This is a genomic window from Polaribacter sejongensis, assembly GCF_038024065.1.
Taxonomy (GTDB): Bacteria; Bacteroidota; Bacteroidia; order Flavobacteriales; family Flavobacteriaceae; genus Polaribacter; species Polaribacter sejongensis.
Genome location: NZ_CP150667.1, coordinates 3,420,613 through 3,438,185 on the forward strand (window position 1 = coordinate 3,420,613; position 17,573 = coordinate 3,438,185).

Genomic DNA, 17,573 nt, shown 5'->3' on the forward strand with positions numbered 1-17,573 from the left:
ATCGTATGAAAAAATGTGCAATAGCAATGTTATTTGTAATTGCCGTAATTGGCTGTACAAATAAAAAAGAACAAATTAAAGCAGTTAAAAAACAGCTAAATACATTTTCAAACCCAATTTTACAGGGTTTTTATCCAGATCCAAGTATTTGTAAAGTAGATGATAGTTATTACCTTATAAACTCAACTTTTGCTTATTTTCCAGGAATACCTATTTTTAAAAGTGATGATTTAGTAAACTGGAAACAAATAGGAAATGCTTTAGACAGAGTAGAACAATTAGATTTAGAAGGTTTAGAAGTTTCTCAAGGCGTTTTTGCTCCTGCAATTTCTTATCATAATGGAGTGTTTTATATTATTAACACAATTGTTGGTGGTAAAAATAATTTTATTATTTCCGCTTCAGATCCTGCTGGACCTTGGTCTAACCCAACTTGGTTACCAAAAGTAGAAGGTATAGATCCATCTATGTTTTTTGATAAAGATGATAAAACGTATGTTGTTTTTAATAGTAATCCTCCTAATAATTCACCAGAATATGATGGGCACAGAACTATTAAAATTATAGAATTAGATGTTAAGAATCTAAAAACAGTTGGTGAAGCTAAAATAATTATAAATAAAGGAGCAAAACCAGAAGACAAACCTATTTGGATTGAAGGTCCGCATATTTATAATAGAAACGGGTTTTACTATGTAATGGCTGCAGAAGGTGGTACCGCAGAAGAGCATTCTGAAGTTGTGTTTAGAAGTAAAAATATTTTAGGTCCTTATAAAAGTTATAAAAATAACCCGATTTTAACGCAACGAAATTTAGACGTTAATAGACAAAATCCAATAACGTCAACAGGTCACGCAGATATTATTAAAGATATCAATGGTAATTGGTGGGGCGTGTTTTTAGGATGCAGACCTTATAATAAAAATTATTTTAACACTGGTAGAGAAACTTTTATGGCACCTGTAAAATGGAAAAATGATTGGCCAGTTTTTGATTTGGAAGGAGATGTTGTAAAAGATCGATATCAAATAACATTAAACAAATCTCTTGCACATGTACAGTCTGTTAATGCCGATTTTATAGATGAATTTAATGCTGATACTTTAGCGTTTGATTGGCTTTTTTTAAGAACTCCTAAAGAAAAATGGTATTCACTTTTAAACGGAGAATTAACAATAAAAACTCGTCCAGAAACTACTTCAGGGACATCAAATCCAAGTTTTATTGGGTATAGACAAAAACATTTATTTGGTCAGGTAACTACAAACCTATCTTTTAAACCAGTTTCAGAGAATGAAAAAGCAGGCTTAATTGCTCTTCAAAATGAAATGCATTATTACTACTTATGTAAAAGCTTAAAAGATAATACGCCTGTTGTTCAGTTATTAAAATCTACAGAAAACGGAACAGAAGAAATCGCCTTTACATCAATAAAAGAGAGCGATAAAATATCTTTTAAGATAGAAGCTAAAGGAACATATTACAATTTTTACTACTCAATAAATAATACAGATTGGCAAGTTTTAAATAAAAATGTAGATGCTCGTTTTTTAAGCACCAAACAAGCCGGTGGATTTGTAGGAACTATTTACGGAATGTACACAACTTCATCAGGTAATAAAAGCAAAAACAAAGCTGTTTATCATTGGTTTAAAAACAAGAATATAAATTAATAGTAATCTGTAAACTAGTGTGTAGAAAGTGCATAAATTATTCACATTTATGTTAATTTTTAAATACTATTTACAATAAATTTTAAAAAATGATAAAATCAATAGGTTCATTATTTATATATAAAATAAGTTTAATTATTCTGCTGTTATTTTTGCAAAATGGATTTAGCCAAGAGGCAAAACCTCGTTTTAATTACAATGCTAAATACGAACCAGAAAAAGGAATTTATCACGGTGCTGGTCAAGATAAAAATGGGTTTCACGATTATGTAAATGCTGTAGGACAAGATAAAATGCCTGCAATTTATATGACGTATGTTAATATAACTTCACCGGTAAAAAGGATTGAGCGTTGGGGAAAAAGTTTAAAACAGGTTTTAGATAGTTTGCCCAAAGGGATAATGCCTCAAATTGGTTTAGGGTTTACTGGCGGTAAGGATACTGGAGCAGGTTTGGATAAAGAAGTCGCTGATGGAAAATATAACAAACAATTACAAGCATTTTATAAAATGCTTTTAGATTTAGACAGACCCTCTTTTACTAGAATTGGTTATGAGTTTGAAGGCGATTGGAACGGCTATTCACCTGAAAGTTTTAAAAAAGTATTCATCACTATTTCAAAGGCATTTAAAGAAAAGAATATAAAATCGGCTACGGTTTGGTGTTCTGGTGGTGGCTCTGCAGATTTTATAAGTCTTGAAAAGTTGATGACCTATTATCCTGGTGACCAATATGTAGATTGGTGGGGTATCGATATTTTTAGTCCTGAAGAATTTGATCATATTGGTTTACAAAACTTTTTTGATGCAGCGCATATTCATAAAAGACCCGTTATGATTGGCGAGTGTACTCCACGATTTGTAGGTGTTTTAGATGGTGAAACTTCTTGGGATAAATGGTTCAAACCTTTTTTCAAGATGCTTCATGACAACCCAGGAATAAAAGCATTTTGCTATATCAATTGGGATTGGGAATATTGGTCTAACAGAAATGGTTTTCCATGGCATGATTGGAAAGATGCACGTATCGAAAAAAATCCATTTGTATTAGAGGCTTATAAAAAAGAAATGGAGAAGCCATTATTTATTCACCTTAATAATAAATAAGTAAAGATGAAAAAAGTTATATTTTTAGTTATTTTTCTAATGACATTTGTCGGTTTTGCTCAAGAAAACTACAGTATTACTTCTCAAAAAGATCGACTCATGCAATATTCGGGTCAATGGGTAAGTGCTATGAATCCCAATACAGATAGTGTTGCAAAACTGCCTGAAATAAAAATGAGCAGTTTGAATAATTTCAATAATCATTCGCTCACAGTTAAAGTTTTACAAAAAGATAGTAGTAACCAATACAATTCGATACTTCAAGAAATTATTGGTTATGATAGTGTTACTGATACTATTTTTGCTGCAGGTCATAATGCACAAGGCGCATTTTTCACTGGAAAAGGAAGTTTTGCTTCAGAAAAAAAATGGACGATGCAAGATAAAGACCTTAATGGTAATAAAACAATGAAGGTGGATTTTAACTTTCAAAATTATACAGATGTTATATTAGAAGGGTTTGATGCTAATGAAAAGAGTTTATGGAAAACCAGATATATTAAAAATAATCCTAAAGACAAAAATATTGGTATTCAGCTCGTTTCTGTTCACCAAGAAATGCTTAAAAATCCGGAACAAACCTTAATTCAGTTAGGCAGAATGGGGTATAGCTATGTGGAGACCTTTGTATATAAAAACGGTAGTTTTTACGGTCAAAGTCCAACGCAGTTTAAGACTATGGTTGAAAAAGCAGGTATGAAATTTTTGGGTTCTATGACTTTTTTCGATCCTGAAGATAAAAATGATGATGCCGCAATATATGCATGGTGGAATAAAACGATACAAGACCATAAAAAAGCGGGTGTAGCATATCTATCTACTTCAAATAGTAAATTAAAAGGCATCAAGACGATTAAAGAACTTCAGGAGTATTCTAATTATTATGATAAAGTTGGAAAACTATGTAAAGAGAACGGACTTAAGTTTGTCTATCATAATCATGCTGATGAATTTCTAAAGGTAGAAGGTGTAACTATTTATGATTATTTTCTTCAAAACACCAATCCAGAATATGTCTATTTTCAATCTGATTTGTATTGGATGCAAGTGGGCGGTGTAAATCCTGTTCATTATTTTAAAACCTATCCTAAACGATTTATTAGTTGGCATGTAAAAGACTATAAAGAATTAGGCGAAAGTGGTAAAATAGATTTCAAAGATATTTTTAAGTATCAAGAAATAGCTGGAGTTCAATATATCTTGTCAGAAGTAGAAGACTATAGCTTTCCTCCTTTATTTAGTGTTGGTTTAGCTTGGGAATATATTTATTATGAATTATTAAAATAAACATTTAATTATAAAACCTTTTAGAATGAAGTATCTTTTATTAACTATATTTTTCTTTACAATGATTAAAACCAATGCGCAAGACCAGTTTCGTGTTTTGCTGTTTACCCAACATGATACTTGGCATTACAATACCATCCCTGTTGCTGTTGAAGCATTTAAGGAAATGGCAGCTGAAAATCAGTTTAAGTTTGATTGGACGCAAAGATCAGATGATCTTATAGAAAAATTACCAGAATATGATGTTGTCATATTTATGAACGCCAATGCCAATTTTTTGACGTCAAAACATATGGATGCTTTAAAAATATTTATGAAACGAGGCGGAGGCTTTGTTGGCATACACGGAACTGCAGATGGCGAAAACGATAATGCTTGGTTTGATGGTCTTGTAGGAGCGAAATTTGTGAATCATCCAAAATTACAAGCAGCAATTGTAAAAGTAGAGAATGCGGACTTTCCTGCAACATGGCATTTGCCTAAGAAATGGCTTCGTAGTGATGAGTGGTATAATTTTGAAAACATGAATTTAGATAAACTAAATATTCTAATGACTGTTGATGAAGCTTCTTATGATTTTACTGCGGGTTATGATGACATTCCGTTAAAAGGCATGGGATCGGAACATCCCATTTCATGGTATCAAGAATATGAAGGAGGAAGATCGTTTTACACAGCTTTAGGTCATAAACCAGAATCGTTTAAAGACAAAAACTTTTTGAATCACATTTTTGGTGCAATATACTGGACATCTAATAAATAGGTTTTTACAAACTTTTTAGAACCTATTTTCAGTAACCAACGCATTAAATTTTTTATAATATGACTATTTAGTTTTATCAAAAAATTTCAATTAATGATATATTTACTTTAAAATATTTAGTCAAAAAAACTCAACAAACAACTACCTAACTAGAAAACCATTTGTTTAAGAAAAAAATAATTTAAAATAAATAAGACATGATTAAAAATATGATGATAATTTCAATGACCTTGTTTTGTGCTATTGGATATGGTCAAACGAAACAAAATGCAAAATATGTATTTCTGTTTATTGGAGATGGTATGGGAGCAAGTCAAGTTTATACTACCGAAATGTATTTAAATGCAAAACCCAACGAGATTAAATCAGAGAAACTATTAATGAATAGTTTTCCGGTTAATTCGAATATGACGAATTATTCAGCTAGTTCTTATGTTACTACATCTTGTGCAGCAGCAACAGCAATGTCAACAGGATTTAAAACGAATAATGGTATTATAGGAAAATCGCCTGACAAAAAAATAGCGTATGAAAACATATCTCAAAAAGCAAAAAAAGCAGGTTTTAAAGTAGGTATATTATCTAGTGTAATGATAGATCACGCTACTCCAGCTTCCTTTTATGCACATCAAGATTCTCGTAATATGTATTACGAAATTAGCATGGAGCTACCCAATTATAATATTGATTATTTTGGAGGAGGAGGCTTCCATCATCCTAAAGGAAAAAAAGGAGATCAACCAGATTCATTTGAAAATGCTATTAAAAAGGGCTATACCATAGCAGACTCTCATGAGGAATTTAATAAACTGAAAAATGGCGATGAAAAAATAATTGCCATAAATCCTGAAAAGTATCCTACAGGAGAATTTTACTGGGCTATTGATAAAAAAGAAGACGCGCTTTCTCTTGCCGATTTTACAAAAAAAGGGATTGAAGTGATTGATAATGATAAAGGTTTTTTTATGATGGTAGAAGGCGGTAAAATTGATTGGGCATGTCATGGAAACGATGGTGTATCCATGGTACATGAAGTAATTGCGTTTAATGATGCTATAAAAGAAGCTTTTGAATTTTATAAAGAACGACCAGATGAAACATTAATAATAGTTACTGCAGATCATGAAACAGGAGCTCTAACTACAGGGATAAATTATGCCACACATCCTGAATTGTTGAAATACCAAATAATTTCAGTTCAAGAGTTTAAAAGAAAAATGACAGAACTTAAAAATACGGATCCAAAAGTTTCTTTCAATACCATTTTAGATTTAGTGCAGGCAGATTTTGGCTTAGGAAACAAGGATGTCGGTTTGTCTTTAGATGATAAAGAATTAGCCCTATTAAAATCTGCCTACAATAAGCAGTTTAAAGGACATAAGAAAGTAAACGCGGATGCCGATTATTTAACTAAAACCAAGACAAAATCCATGGGAGAAACAGCTGCCTATATTTTGAATGAAAAGGCAGGAATAAATTGGGGTTCTGGCAATCATTCTGGTACACCAATTCCTGTTCGAGTTATAGGTAAAGGTCAAGAAGAGTTCTCAGAATATTTCGATAATACCGATTTACCAAAAAAAATCCTGAAACTTATGGGTATCTAAATGAATCATTTTAGATGAAATTCTTTTAAAAATATCTTCAATTAATAGGGGAAAAGGGAATAATATTCCATTGTCGAAGTTCCGAGATACTTTTTATCTGCTAACATAACAAGAAGTATTAACTTAATAAAAATATAATTAATTTAAAATTCACGAAACATGAAATACTCACTATTACTCGCGCTATTCTTAATACAATTCATTGGTTATTCGCAATCGACTGATGTAAAAACCGGTTCTGAAAAAGGTGAAGACAAGTTGTTATTAACAGTTTTTCTTAAACATGATCAAAGTATGAATTTAAATGAAATTGAAAAAATAAGAACTGATCAAGGGTTTTATGAAAATTTTCCGCCAGAAGGCGTTTCTGTAGTTAATTGGTTTGTAGTTATGGGAATTGGCCAAATGGTAGTATTAGAACTGCCTGCTTCAAAATTATCAGCTGTAAATCTTGCTATTGAAAGAACAGCATGGAAAGCTTTTAAATCAGAGATGTATCCAACCTATGATTTATACCCTATTATGGAAAAAAAGTTAAAGAATAAGTCGAAGGTTACTTTTTAGCATTTTAGCTGTTGAATTGCGTAACCTGAATACTCTTTTTTAATGCGTAGAAATAAAATAAACCATTAATAAGGTATCACTAAAAATAAATATATGAAACGTAAAATAATATTATTAACTATAAGTTTAATTTGTTTTCTTGCTGTAGATGCGCAAAACATTGTATATGTATATGGAGATGTTGCTGCTGATGGTATGCTACCATCGGGAAGTAAAAAACCATTTCACCAAATGCGTTTGAATGATGAAGGAGCATTAGGGATGAGTGGTTTTAAAAAAGCATTAGATGCTGTTGGGTTTACTGTAAACGAAGTTTACGATCAAGAAATTGTAATTAATGCCGAATTTTTAAAGTCGATTGATGTTTTAATTTTAGGCTCAAATCAGCGAGTTTTTAACAAAGCTGAAGCTAAAGCCTTAAAGCGTTGGGTGAAAAAAGGTGGCGGAGTAATTGCTTGGTCAGATAGTGGATTTGGTGGTGAGTATAGCATTGTAGGTGTGGATAATGAAGTAGGGAGAATTTCTGACAATGCTTTAATGGAGCAATTTGGTATGTATTTTTTGACTGATAATGGTGCGGGAAACTATTTGGTAAATGAGTATACACAAGATCACTTTATTAATAAAAACAATAAACATAAAGGCGTTGCTTTTAGGGGAGAAGGCGTAAGTTTTATCCGTGTTTCCAAACCGGCAGTAATTTTAGCGAAAGCGCAAGAAGGCGGATTAGGCGGTAGGTTAGTTGTAAATTCAAATGATGGTAAATTTAATGAAAATACTGATGTAGCTTTAGCAATAACAGAAATAGGTAAAGGAAGAGTAATAGGTGTTTTTGATCGTAATTTGTTTTGGAATGCCGGAGCTGGTACCCGTTTAAGTCATTCTGATAATAGAGTATTTGCACAACGAATTGCACTTTGGGCAGCAGGTCTCGAGTATGAGCAACGTTTTGCAAATGACACCAATGCTATAGTTTCTGCAATAAATACACCACCAACCATTACTATTGATTATATGTATTCAAAAACTGATAACAGTCTTGCAATTACAACTGTGATTACTGACGAGGATAAAGATGCCATTAGTCTGGAAATAGTATGGAAGCAAGTAAAAGGTCCTGTCGATTGTGAATTCGAAAATAATAACCCAAATACTACAACACCACGTATTTTTATGCCCAAAGCAGGTAAATATGTTTTTAAAGCAACTGTTTTAGATGGTGAATTTGAAATTAATAAATTCTTAAACTTTGTAAGGGAGTAAATTTATTAAAATGAAAGTAAAAGAATGATGTTTTTAAAATCTAAAAAGGTTTTAAAAACATCATTTTCTTTATAGTATTATCTACCTCATGTAATGTTCAAAACAAAAAGAGTAATCAAATTATAGATAATGATGGCAACCTATTTTCTGTTGCAGATGAAATTATGATGCTATTACGTTAAAAAGGTATGGGAGAGAAACATGCTATTTCGTGAATGCAGATTTTGAACCAAAGGCAATTGATGAAAATTCTGGTAGAAGTTTAGAGGTTTTTACTACTGAATCTGGACTGTAATTTTATTCAGGAAATCATCTAAATAATTTAGAAGGCAAAAACGATGTTTTATATCAAAAAAGAGCAGCGTTTTGTATCGATACACAACATTTTCCAAATAGTCCTAATCAAACCAACTTTCCATCAACTTTATTATTAATAGGAGAAAAATATTTTTCAAGAACTACTTGTAAGTTTAATGTTTATAAGTGATTGCTAGAATTTAGTAATACTTTTAAAATAGAATTTAATTCTTATAATGCAAGAATTGTTCTACTAAAAGCAGTATTTGTTTTATAGCAATCTACATATTACAGTTAATTTTAAACCAATATTAAGTGATATTTTTTAAAACTACCTATTGGTCGGTTTATATAAAAAAAACTCATTTAATAGCAGTAAGTAACATCCGTAGAAATTTACAAATAAATACAATATAGATATGTTTAATAAAATTAATACAACTTTACTCTTATTATCAATTTGCTTTTTAAGCTGTAAAGAGACAAAAAAAGAAGCTGTTAAAGAAACACCTCAAAACAAAACTTCTTTGAAAGATAGTTTTAAAGAAGACTTTTTAATAGGTACGGCACTTAATACAGGGCAGATTAAAGAAGTAAATGCGGAGCAAACAGCTTTAATAACTAGGGAGTTTAATGCGATTACTCCAGAGAACGATTTAAAATGGGAGCAAATTCATCCTAAAAAAGATACTTATAATTTTGAGGTATCAGATGCTTATGTTGCTTTTGGTAATAAAAATAACATGCATGTTGTAGGGCATACTTTGCTGTGGCATAGTCAATTGGCACCTTGGGTACATGAAATTACAAATAAAGATACTTTAGTAAATAACATTACAAAACATATAAATACAATTGCGGGTAGATATAAAGGGAAAATAGATTCTTGGGATGTTGTAAATGAAGCTTTAAATGAAGATGGATCTCCGAGAGAATCTATGTTTTATAAAATTTTTGGAGATGAAAGCTATTTAGAATTGGCTTTTAAACTTGCGGAAAAAGCAGCACCAGATACAGAGCTAGTTTACAACGATTATAATCTATGGAAACCGGAAAAAAGAGAAGGAGTTATTAGAATTGTAAAAAACTTACAAGCAAAAGGTATCAAAGTTGATGCTGTAGGCATGCAAGCACATTGGAGCTTAGAGGGTCCATCTTTAGAAGATATTGAAAACAGTATAATTGCGTATTCAGAATTAGGAGTAAAAGTAATGTTTACAGAGTTAGATATTACCGTTCTGCCAAATCCTTGGGAATTGGATGGTGCTGCTGTAGAGCAAAGCTATGAAAGATACGAGAATGATCCTAAAATGAACCCTTACCCAAATGGATTAACAAAAGACATCGAACTAAAAATAGCAAAACGTTATGAAGATATTTTTAATCTTTTCTTAAAACACAAAGATAAAATTAGTCGTGTAACTTTTTGGGGGGTTAATGATGGACAATCTTGGTTAAATGATTGGCCAATTAAAGGGAGAACAAATTACCCATTACTTTTTGGAAGAGATGATAAACCAAAAGAAGTTTATAATAATGTAATTGCACTTAAAAATAAGGCGAACTAATAACTCTTAAAAATGACAACTATTTCACACAAATTATCTGTAAAAGAAAAAGTAGGTTATGCTCTTGGAGATTTAGCCGCCAATTTAGTTTTTCAAACTTTAGTAACCTATCTATCTTATTTTTATACAGATATTTATGGTCTAAAGCCAGAAGATGCCGCATTAGTAACCTTAACAGTTGGTCTTATAGCTGCGTTTGGTTTTAACCCAATAGTGGGTGCTTTGGCAGACAGAACCAATACTAAAATGGGTAAATTTAGACCATGGATTTTATGGACTGCAATACCTTTAGGAGTAACTGCATTGTTAGCTTTTTCTACGCCAGATTTTGAGTATCAAGGAAAAGTTATTTATGCTGTAATTACCTATACTTTACTGTTATTATTGTACTCAGCAAGTAATTTACCGTATGCTGCCTTGAGTGGAGTTATTACAGGAGATATGAAAGAGCGTAATAGTTTATCTGCATATCGATTTGTGGGTGTTTTAGGAGCTCAGTTTTTTGTACAAGTTTTTATGTACGATTTAATTTTAAAAGCAGGTGATGGTAACAAAGCTGTAGGTATGGAAACTGTAATGACCTATTTAGCAATTATAGGAACAGTAATGTTAATGATTACCTTTTTTACAACAAAAGAAAGAGTAATACCTAAGCCAGAACAAAAGTCTAGTTTAAAAGAAGATTTATCAGATTTGTTTAAAAATAAACCTTGGGTGATTATGTTGGTGCTTACTACTCTAATATTTATCACATTAGCAATGAAAGGAGGTTCTTATGTTTATTATTTCGAAAACTTTGTAAATGAAGAAAAACTAAGAGTGTTTTTAGATCCATATAAATCAATATTACCCACATTTGAAAATGAAACCTCTTTTGGTTTAGGAGTGTTTAACGGAATTGGAATTTTAGTTGGGTTAATAGGAATCGTTCTTTCTAAACGTTTGGCAGATAAATATGGAAAACGAAATGTTTTAGGTATTTCGCTCTTTATTTCAACCTTATTTATCATTGCTTTTTATTTTTATCAACCAGAATCTATAGGACTCATATTTGGTACTCAGATTTTACACATGTTTTTTTACGGAATTGGTACTCCAATTCTTTGGACGATGATTGCCGATGTAGCTGATTATTCTGAATGGAAAACAAACAGAAGAGCCACTGCTATTATTTTTTCTGCAATGATGGTTGGTTTAAAAGGAGGTATAAGTATTGGTAGTGCTTTAGTTTCATCAATTTTAGGAGGCTATGGATATGATTCTCATTTAGAAATACAAAGTGAAGCAGCCATTAATGGTACAAAGTTATTAATTAGTGTGTATGCTGCAGTTCCATTTTTAATAGGAGTAGGACTATTATATTTTTATGAAATTGATAAAAAAATGGAATTAAAAATAGAAAAAGAGTTAAAAGAAAGAAGAGCAATTTAAAAAAGAATACCATGCCAGAAAAAAGTATAGAACACATCAATTTTGATGAATTAAATAAAAAAGCCATTTCGCAACCATTAGTTTCTCACATTTATACCGCAGATCCATCTGCACATGTCTTTGATGGTAAGATATATATATATCCATCTCATGATATTGATGCAGGAGAAGCTTTTGACGATTTAGGTAGCCATTTTGCTATGGAAGATTATCATGTATTATCTATGGATAGTATAGATAGTAAGGCTGTAGATAATGGTTTGGCTTTGCATGTAAAAGATGTGCCATGGGCAAAACAACAAATGTGGGCGCCAGATGCAAATGAAAAAGATGGGACTTACTATTTGTTTTTTCCAGCAAAAGCACATGATGATATTTTTAGAATTGGGGTGGCTACAAGCACCTCACCAACAGGTCCGTTTAAAGCAGAACCAGAAGCAATTAAAGGTAGTTTTTCTATAGATCCAGCTGTTTTTAAAGATGATGATGGAAGTTGCTTTATGTATTTTGGAGGTCTTTGGGGTGGACAATTGCAACGTTGGAGAACGGGCGAGTTTAATGCAGCCCAACCAGAAAGCCCTACAGCGTTTCTTCCTGAAGGAGATGAGCCTGCATTATTGCCATATATTGCAAAAATGACGGATGATTTATTAGAGTTTGATGAAAAGCCAAAAGAAATTGAAATTGTTGATGAAAATGGAGATTTATTATTAGCAAGTGATATTGATAGACGATTTTTTGAAGCTGCATGGTTACATAAACATAACGGAAAATATTATTTCTCATACTCTACAGGCGATACGCATTTTATTTGTTATGGAATAAGTGATAGTCCTTATGGGCCATTTACGTATGGTGGTAGAATTTTAGAACCAGTTGTAGGTTGGACATCTCATCATTCTGTTTGTAATGTAGAAGGAAAAGATTATTTGTTTTATCATGATTCTAGTTTATCTAAAGGAGTAACACATTTACGTTCTGTAAAAGTTATAGAAATTAATTATAACGAGGATGGAACAATACAAACAATAGAACCTTATAGGGATTAGTTTTAAGAAGTTGTAACTTGTTGATTGACAAACATCCCTACATGATATGAAATAGATAAAAAATGTAGCGGAAATTGTTCAACCTCAATTAAAAGCTGATTTTAATGGTCTGGATAGATAAAGGAAAGTATATCGAAAAAAATAATTTTAATGGTATTTACTATTAGAAAATTAAGAATTATAACTACAATTATTTGTGACCTGGATTTAAGGGAGATGTTTTAAATATGCTGTAAATCGCAACTGAGACCACACGAAAAGAGGAAGGTAATATCTCGTATATATTACATGAAGATATTAACATCAGCTCAAAGGTTGTGATTTTGGAAGAATGGCAAGCTCAGTAAGCGATCGACATTAATAACCAAACAGCTCATTTTTTAATATTAAAGACCCAACTAGGGAAAAAGGCTGATAGTTTAACGATAGATATAATAAGAGTGTTTTATTAATTTTATAATTCTATACAAAATGAAACGTTCAATTTTAAATGCAGATGAAAAATAGGTGAAACAGCAGTAAATTTAAGGTTTTTGGCTTATCTCAAACTTTGTGCTTACTCGAAATCGTCTACTTTTCATCTACTAACCAGTTAGCAACAACAGTTTCAATTTTCGATATTAAAACATGTTAGTTCTCCATTAAATTACAGTCTATATCAATTTATTGACTTAGGTCAAATAGTTTGGCTTGAAACAACATTAGTTTTGCTAATTCAAAAATTAAATTAGTGGAATTAGATACGATACAAACAACTAGTACCGAAAGTTAGGAAATCTTTTAAAATAGAAATTTATCCTATGTAAGATTTATATCTCCTGTTAGAAGATAAGTTGAAGAATACATCAAAAGTAACTTACTATGTTTTTGATAGTCGTAAATAGTTATATAAGATCTATTTTTAAGTCGGAAATAAGACATAAAAAAAACTAAGATTTCACAAACAAACATATGGACTTAAGACTTTAATAAAACAACAAATAACTATGGCTATTTACGCAATTGGAGACATACATGGTTGTCTAAATGCTTTAAAAACCATTTTTCAACAAGGCATAATTAAAGAGCAAGATAAAGTAGTTTTTCTGGGAGACTATGTTGATAAAGGAGCTGACAGTAAGGGAGTACTGGATTGGTTATTAGAAAAAAGAAAAGTATTCGACTTTGAATTTATACTTGGTAATCATGAAATAATGATGACAGCTGCCAAATCTTCACCACAAAAATATGCTGAATGGGTCCAAAATTATGGAGGCTTCCATACTTTATATTCGTATAAAATGGCAGATAACCTAAACTGGATGAACCACGTAGATAAAAAGTATTGGGACTTTATCGATTCTTGCTTGCCATATTTGGAAATAGAAGAGTTCATTTTCGTTCATGCGGGCCTTGAAAGCAATAAGCATCTAGACGAACAGAATGAGCATCATTTATTTCATAAGAAATATGAAACCCCTGTAATTTATAATCTAGGAAAAACTGTAATTTGCGGACATACTGCTCGTAAAAATGGAGAAATAGCCGATTTTGGTCATACTATTTGTATTGATACTTTCGCACACGGTGGCATGTGGTTGACTTGTTTTAACGTTGAAACAGGTGAGTTTTTAAAAGCGAATGAAAAGGGACAAATAAAAAAAGGAAAACTAAAACGCTTTTCTAACACTATGCAAAACGTAATAAAACGCTTCTTTCACTAATCGCTACCGGTTTTTATATAAAATATAAAAGTTAAACGATTAAATACGAGTTATTTAATTTTAGGCCAATGGTCTAGTATCAAAAAAGAAAGTATATTTTAAAAATTAATTTTACTACTATTTATTATGAGCAAATTAAAAATTATAGCTACAATTATTGTAAAACCCGGATTTAAGGAAGATGTTTTAAATATGTTGCAAACCGTAACTGATGCAACACGGAAAGAGGAAGGTAATATCTCCTATATATTACATGAAGATATTAATAACAGCTCAAAGGTTATAATTTTGGAAGAATGGAAATCACAGGAAGCGATTGACTTTCATAACCAAACAGAACATTTTTTATTATTAAAGACCGAACTAGGGAATAAGGCTGATAGTTTAACAATAGATATAATAAGAGAGTCTTATTAGTTTTATAATTTAAAATTTTATACAAAATGAAACGTTCAATTTTAATAGTATTCTGTCTTACAGTATCTTTTTTAGCAAACTCACAATCAAACTCTAAACTTTACACTTACAAGCAGTTTGGTAACACGTATGTTGTAAGTATTCAAAACCATTCTGAAATTACAAAAGCAATCACTGCATTTGTGAAAAAGCTAGATATAAAAGCAGGAACAATTTCTGGTCTTGGAGCTGTAAATGAAGCTACATTAAGAATTTTGGATCCAGCTACTAAAAAGTTTGTAGATAAAACGTTTTCCGAACAAATGGAAATTACCAACATAACAGGTAATATATCTCAACAAAATAATAAGCATTACATACACATGCATGTAACACTTGGACGAGGTGATTACACAGCATTAGCAGGACACTTACTTACAGCTAAAATTAATGGAGCTGGAGAGTTTGTTATAGAAAGTTTTGAAGGAACCGTTAATCGTTATTCTGATGAGGACACCGGTTTAAACTTGTATAAGTTTTAGAAGTATAGAAAAGAAAATCGGTAATAAATATAGACAAATTACTGCCTCAGTAGATTACTAGTATTTCAGTGATTATAAATCGTTAAAAAACAGAATAAAACAGTTGGGAAACTATAAAACGCAATAGATGAAATCGAGAAAATTATTAATGATACCTGGTCCAATAGAATTTGAAAGTGAAGTTATGCAATGTATGGCAGTACCAACTCCTAGCCATGTTTCCCCGGGTTTTATAGACCTCTTTGCCAATAGTTTAAAACTAATGAAAGAGGTTTGGAAATGCCCATCTGGTCAGGCATTTATAGTGGCAGGAACAGGTACGCTTGCTATGGATATGGCTGCTGTAAACCTAATAGAAACCGGTGATAAAGCACTTGTAATATCTACAGGCTACTTTGGTTTACGTTATGCCGAAATCTTAAAACGATATGGAGCTCAAGTGGATATTCTTGAAGCTGAAGTAGGTAACATTGTACCCTTAGAGCTTATAGAACAACAACTAAAATCTAAAAGCTATAAACTTTTAACCTTTACACACGTTGACACATCAACAGCTGTTTTAAATGATGCTAAAAGTATTGGTGCTTTAGGTAAAAAGTACAACGTATTAACCATTCTTGACGGTGTTTGCTCTGTTGCGGGCGAAGAAATTAAACAAGAAGATTGGGGAATTGATGTTGTACTTACAGCTTCTCAAAAAGCAATAGGAGTTCCTCCAGGACTTGCTCTTTTAGTTGCTTCTAAAAATGCGATGCAAACATTTGAACAACGAACAAGTCCTGTTGCTAATTACTATGGAGATTGGACTAATTGGTTACCAATAATGAAAGCTTATGAAAATAGACAAGCCTCATATTTTGGAACACCTGCCGTTAATCTTGTAATTGCTCTAGAAAAAAGTTTACAACTCATTTTAAAGGAAGGTTTAGACAGTCGTTTCGACCGACACAGAAGAGCAGGAAAAGCCATGCGAGCTGCAATCAAAGCTTTAGGCTTAGACTTATTATCAAAAAACGAACAAGTTTCTGCAAATACCTTATCAGCGCCTTTATATCCAAACCTAATGGACACAGCCTCTTTTTTAAAGGCCGTAAATCAAGAAGGAGTTATACTGGCTGGAGGTCTTTTGCCTCAATTAAAAAATAGTTATTTTAGAATTGGACACATGGGGTCGGTAAACAAGAATGATTTACTCGCAACGGTTGGAGCCATTGAATCAGCGTTGAAGAACAATGGGTATTCACATGAATTAGGATTAGGAACAGCTCAAATATTAAAACACTTTTAATTAGAATAAAGAAACCTACATCATCATTTTGTCATAGAAGATACTACACGTTCACTACAAGAGCATTATTTTCTTATTACTGCAACAAAATCTAACTTTTAGAGTATTAAACAATCCTTATGAAACCTTAGAAAATGGTCTGTGGCTTTATTCAAAGTATTATTAGTAATTAAATACTATTATTTTATAAGAAGTGAGTTTGTTTTTGATAAAGATATATTATTATTATTATTTACTTTGGATTAAATTTACACCATATAAAAGCGTAGTCTAGGTGGTATCAACTCAAAAAGTTGTTGGGTAAAATTAGAATCAAGAATTTTGTTTTTAGATTCCGTTCAGCACATTTTCCTGCATTTCGCGAAAAGCGTCATTTCGAAAAAAAAGCTTCTCTAAAAATGATCTTGGACACAATTCATAATTCTCGCTTTCCTTTTCGTTACCCATTCTGCTTTGCCTGAATGGTCTACTTTATTCCTGAGCAAAAATTATAAATGCCTCCGCTAAATAGGAATATTCTTTTATCATTTGTGCCACTTCCTATGTTTTTGTACTTCACATAGATATTTCGGTTAAATCCCAAACCTCCCTATTTCTTCCTTTTTTGGCAGCAAAGCACCAAGATTTTGAAGTTGAACAGACTGCATAAACCGTTGTGCTGCGCTTCACTTTTTATAAGTCTTTCTCAATTCAAAATAATGAAAATGTATCAGCAACAAAAAAAGGAAATAGCGAACAAAAGTAAATCTTATGAAATCATATAAAAATATTAAAAAATAAGCGGCACCAAAAAAAACAAAAAATGAAAACGCTCCAGATATAATAAGTAAATCACTTCAAAAAAAATAATAGCAAACTGTCTGAATTGTTCAGATAGGATTTAATTAATCTTTAAATATTTTATGATGAGCACACTAAAAAATAAAGTACATTTAATTTAAAATGGCAATGGGCTTTTTAGCAAGGTTGTACGAAAAATTTGTCGAGCTAAGGCGTGACAAAAGGAGTAGCAAGAGGGTAACACGCTATGCGATGT

Annotated in this window: 15 protein-coding genes and 1 pseudogene; all 16 read left to right on the forward strand. The window is 31.5% G+C overall.

The window, feature by feature from the left end; genetic code table 11:
• Positions 1–5: 5 nt before the first annotated feature.
• Entirely contained in the window at positions 6–1,673 is a 1,668-nt protein-coding gene (locus WHD08_RS14190) for a glycoside hydrolase family 43 protein (RefSeq protein ID WP_208890379.1), read from the forward strand.
• A gap of 89 nt (positions 1,674–1,762) precedes the next feature.
• The gene (locus tag WHD08_RS14195) at positions 1,763–2,779 is read left to right on the forward strand and encodes a hypothetical protein (protein WP_208890378.1); all 1,017 of its coding nucleotides are present in this window, start codon (positions 1,763–1,765) and stop codon (positions 2,777–2,779) included.
• A 6-nt stretch (positions 2,780–2,785) separates the two neighbouring features.
• Positions 2,786–4,066: a sugar phosphate isomerase/epimerase family protein gene (locus tag WHD08_RS14200; RefSeq protein ID WP_208890377.1), complete on the forward strand. Its 1,281-nt coding sequence runs from the start codon at positions 2,786–2,788 to the stop codon at positions 4,064–4,066.
• 25 nt (positions 4,067–4,091) lie between these two features.
• On the forward strand, positions 4,092–4,829 hold the full coding sequence (locus WHD08_RS14205) for a ThuA domain-containing protein (RefSeq protein WP_244183305.1): 738 nt from the start codon (positions 4,092–4,094) through the stop codon (positions 4,827–4,829).
• Between the two features lie 209 nt (positions 4,830–5,038).
• Entirely contained in the window at positions 5,039–6,436 is a 1,398-nt protein-coding gene (locus tag WHD08_RS14210; protein ID WP_208890376.1) for an alkaline phosphatase, read from the forward strand.
• 159 nt (positions 6,437–6,595) lie between these two features.
• On the forward strand, positions 6,596–7,000 hold the full coding sequence (locus WHD08_RS14215) for a hypothetical protein (RefSeq protein WP_208890375.1): 405 nt from the start codon (positions 6,596–6,598) through the stop codon (positions 6,998–7,000).
• Between the two features lie 93 nt (positions 7,001–7,093).
• Positions 7,094–8,263 carry a hypothetical protein gene (locus WHD08_RS14220; RefSeq protein ID WP_208890374.1) on the forward strand — a complete coding sequence of 390 codons (1,170 nt, stop codon included), beginning with the start codon at positions 7,094–7,096 and terminating at the stop codon, positions 8,261–8,263.
• A gap of 307 nt (positions 8,264–8,570) precedes the next feature.
• Positions 8,571–8,750: pseudogene (locus tag WHD08_RS18645) on the forward strand (galactose-1-epimerase); the annotation flags it as partial.
• Between the two features lie 229 nt (positions 8,751–8,979).
• Positions 8,980–10,128, forward strand: a complete 1,149-nt coding sequence (locus tag WHD08_RS14225) for an endo-1,4-beta-xylanase (RefSeq protein WP_208890373.1) — start codon at positions 8,980–8,982, stop codon at positions 10,126–10,128.
• A 12-nt stretch (positions 10,129–10,140) separates the two neighbouring features.
• The gene (locus WHD08_RS14230; RefSeq protein ID WP_208890372.1) at positions 10,141–11,559 is read left to right on the forward strand and encodes an MFS transporter; all 1,419 of its coding nucleotides are present in this window, start codon (positions 10,141–10,143) and stop codon (positions 11,557–11,559) included.
• Positions 11,560–11,570: 11 nt separating this feature from the next.
• Entirely contained in the window at positions 11,571–12,608 is a 1,038-nt protein-coding gene (locus WHD08_RS14235) for a glycoside hydrolase family 43 protein (RefSeq protein ID WP_208890371.1), read from the forward strand.
• Positions 12,609–12,889: 281 nt separating this feature from the next.
• Complete coding sequence (locus tag WHD08_RS18650; RefSeq protein WP_373943402.1) at positions 12,890–12,955, forward strand: hypothetical protein; 66 nt, start codon at positions 12,890–12,892, stop codon at positions 12,953–12,955.
• A gap of 639 nt (positions 12,956–13,594) precedes the next feature.
• Entirely contained in the window at positions 13,595–14,311 is a 717-nt protein-coding gene (locus tag WHD08_RS14240; protein ID WP_208890370.1) for a metallophosphoesterase family protein, read from the forward strand.
• A 126-nt stretch (positions 14,312–14,437) separates the two neighbouring features.
• Entirely contained in the window at positions 14,438–14,728 is a 291-nt protein-coding gene (locus tag WHD08_RS14245) for a putative quinol monooxygenase (protein WP_208890369.1), read from the forward strand.
• Between the two features lie 26 nt (positions 14,729–14,754).
• Entirely contained in the window at positions 14,755–15,249 is a 495-nt protein-coding gene (locus tag WHD08_RS14250; RefSeq protein WP_208890368.1) for a PPC domain-containing DNA-binding protein, read from the forward strand.
• Positions 15,250–15,376: 127 nt separating this feature from the next.
• Positions 15,377–16,537 carry a pyridoxal-phosphate-dependent aminotransferase family protein gene (locus tag WHD08_RS14255; protein ID WP_208890367.1) on the forward strand — a complete coding sequence of 387 codons (1,161 nt, stop codon included), beginning with the start codon at positions 15,377–15,379 and terminating at the stop codon, positions 16,535–16,537.
• Positions 16,538–17,573 lie beyond the last annotated feature (1,036 nt).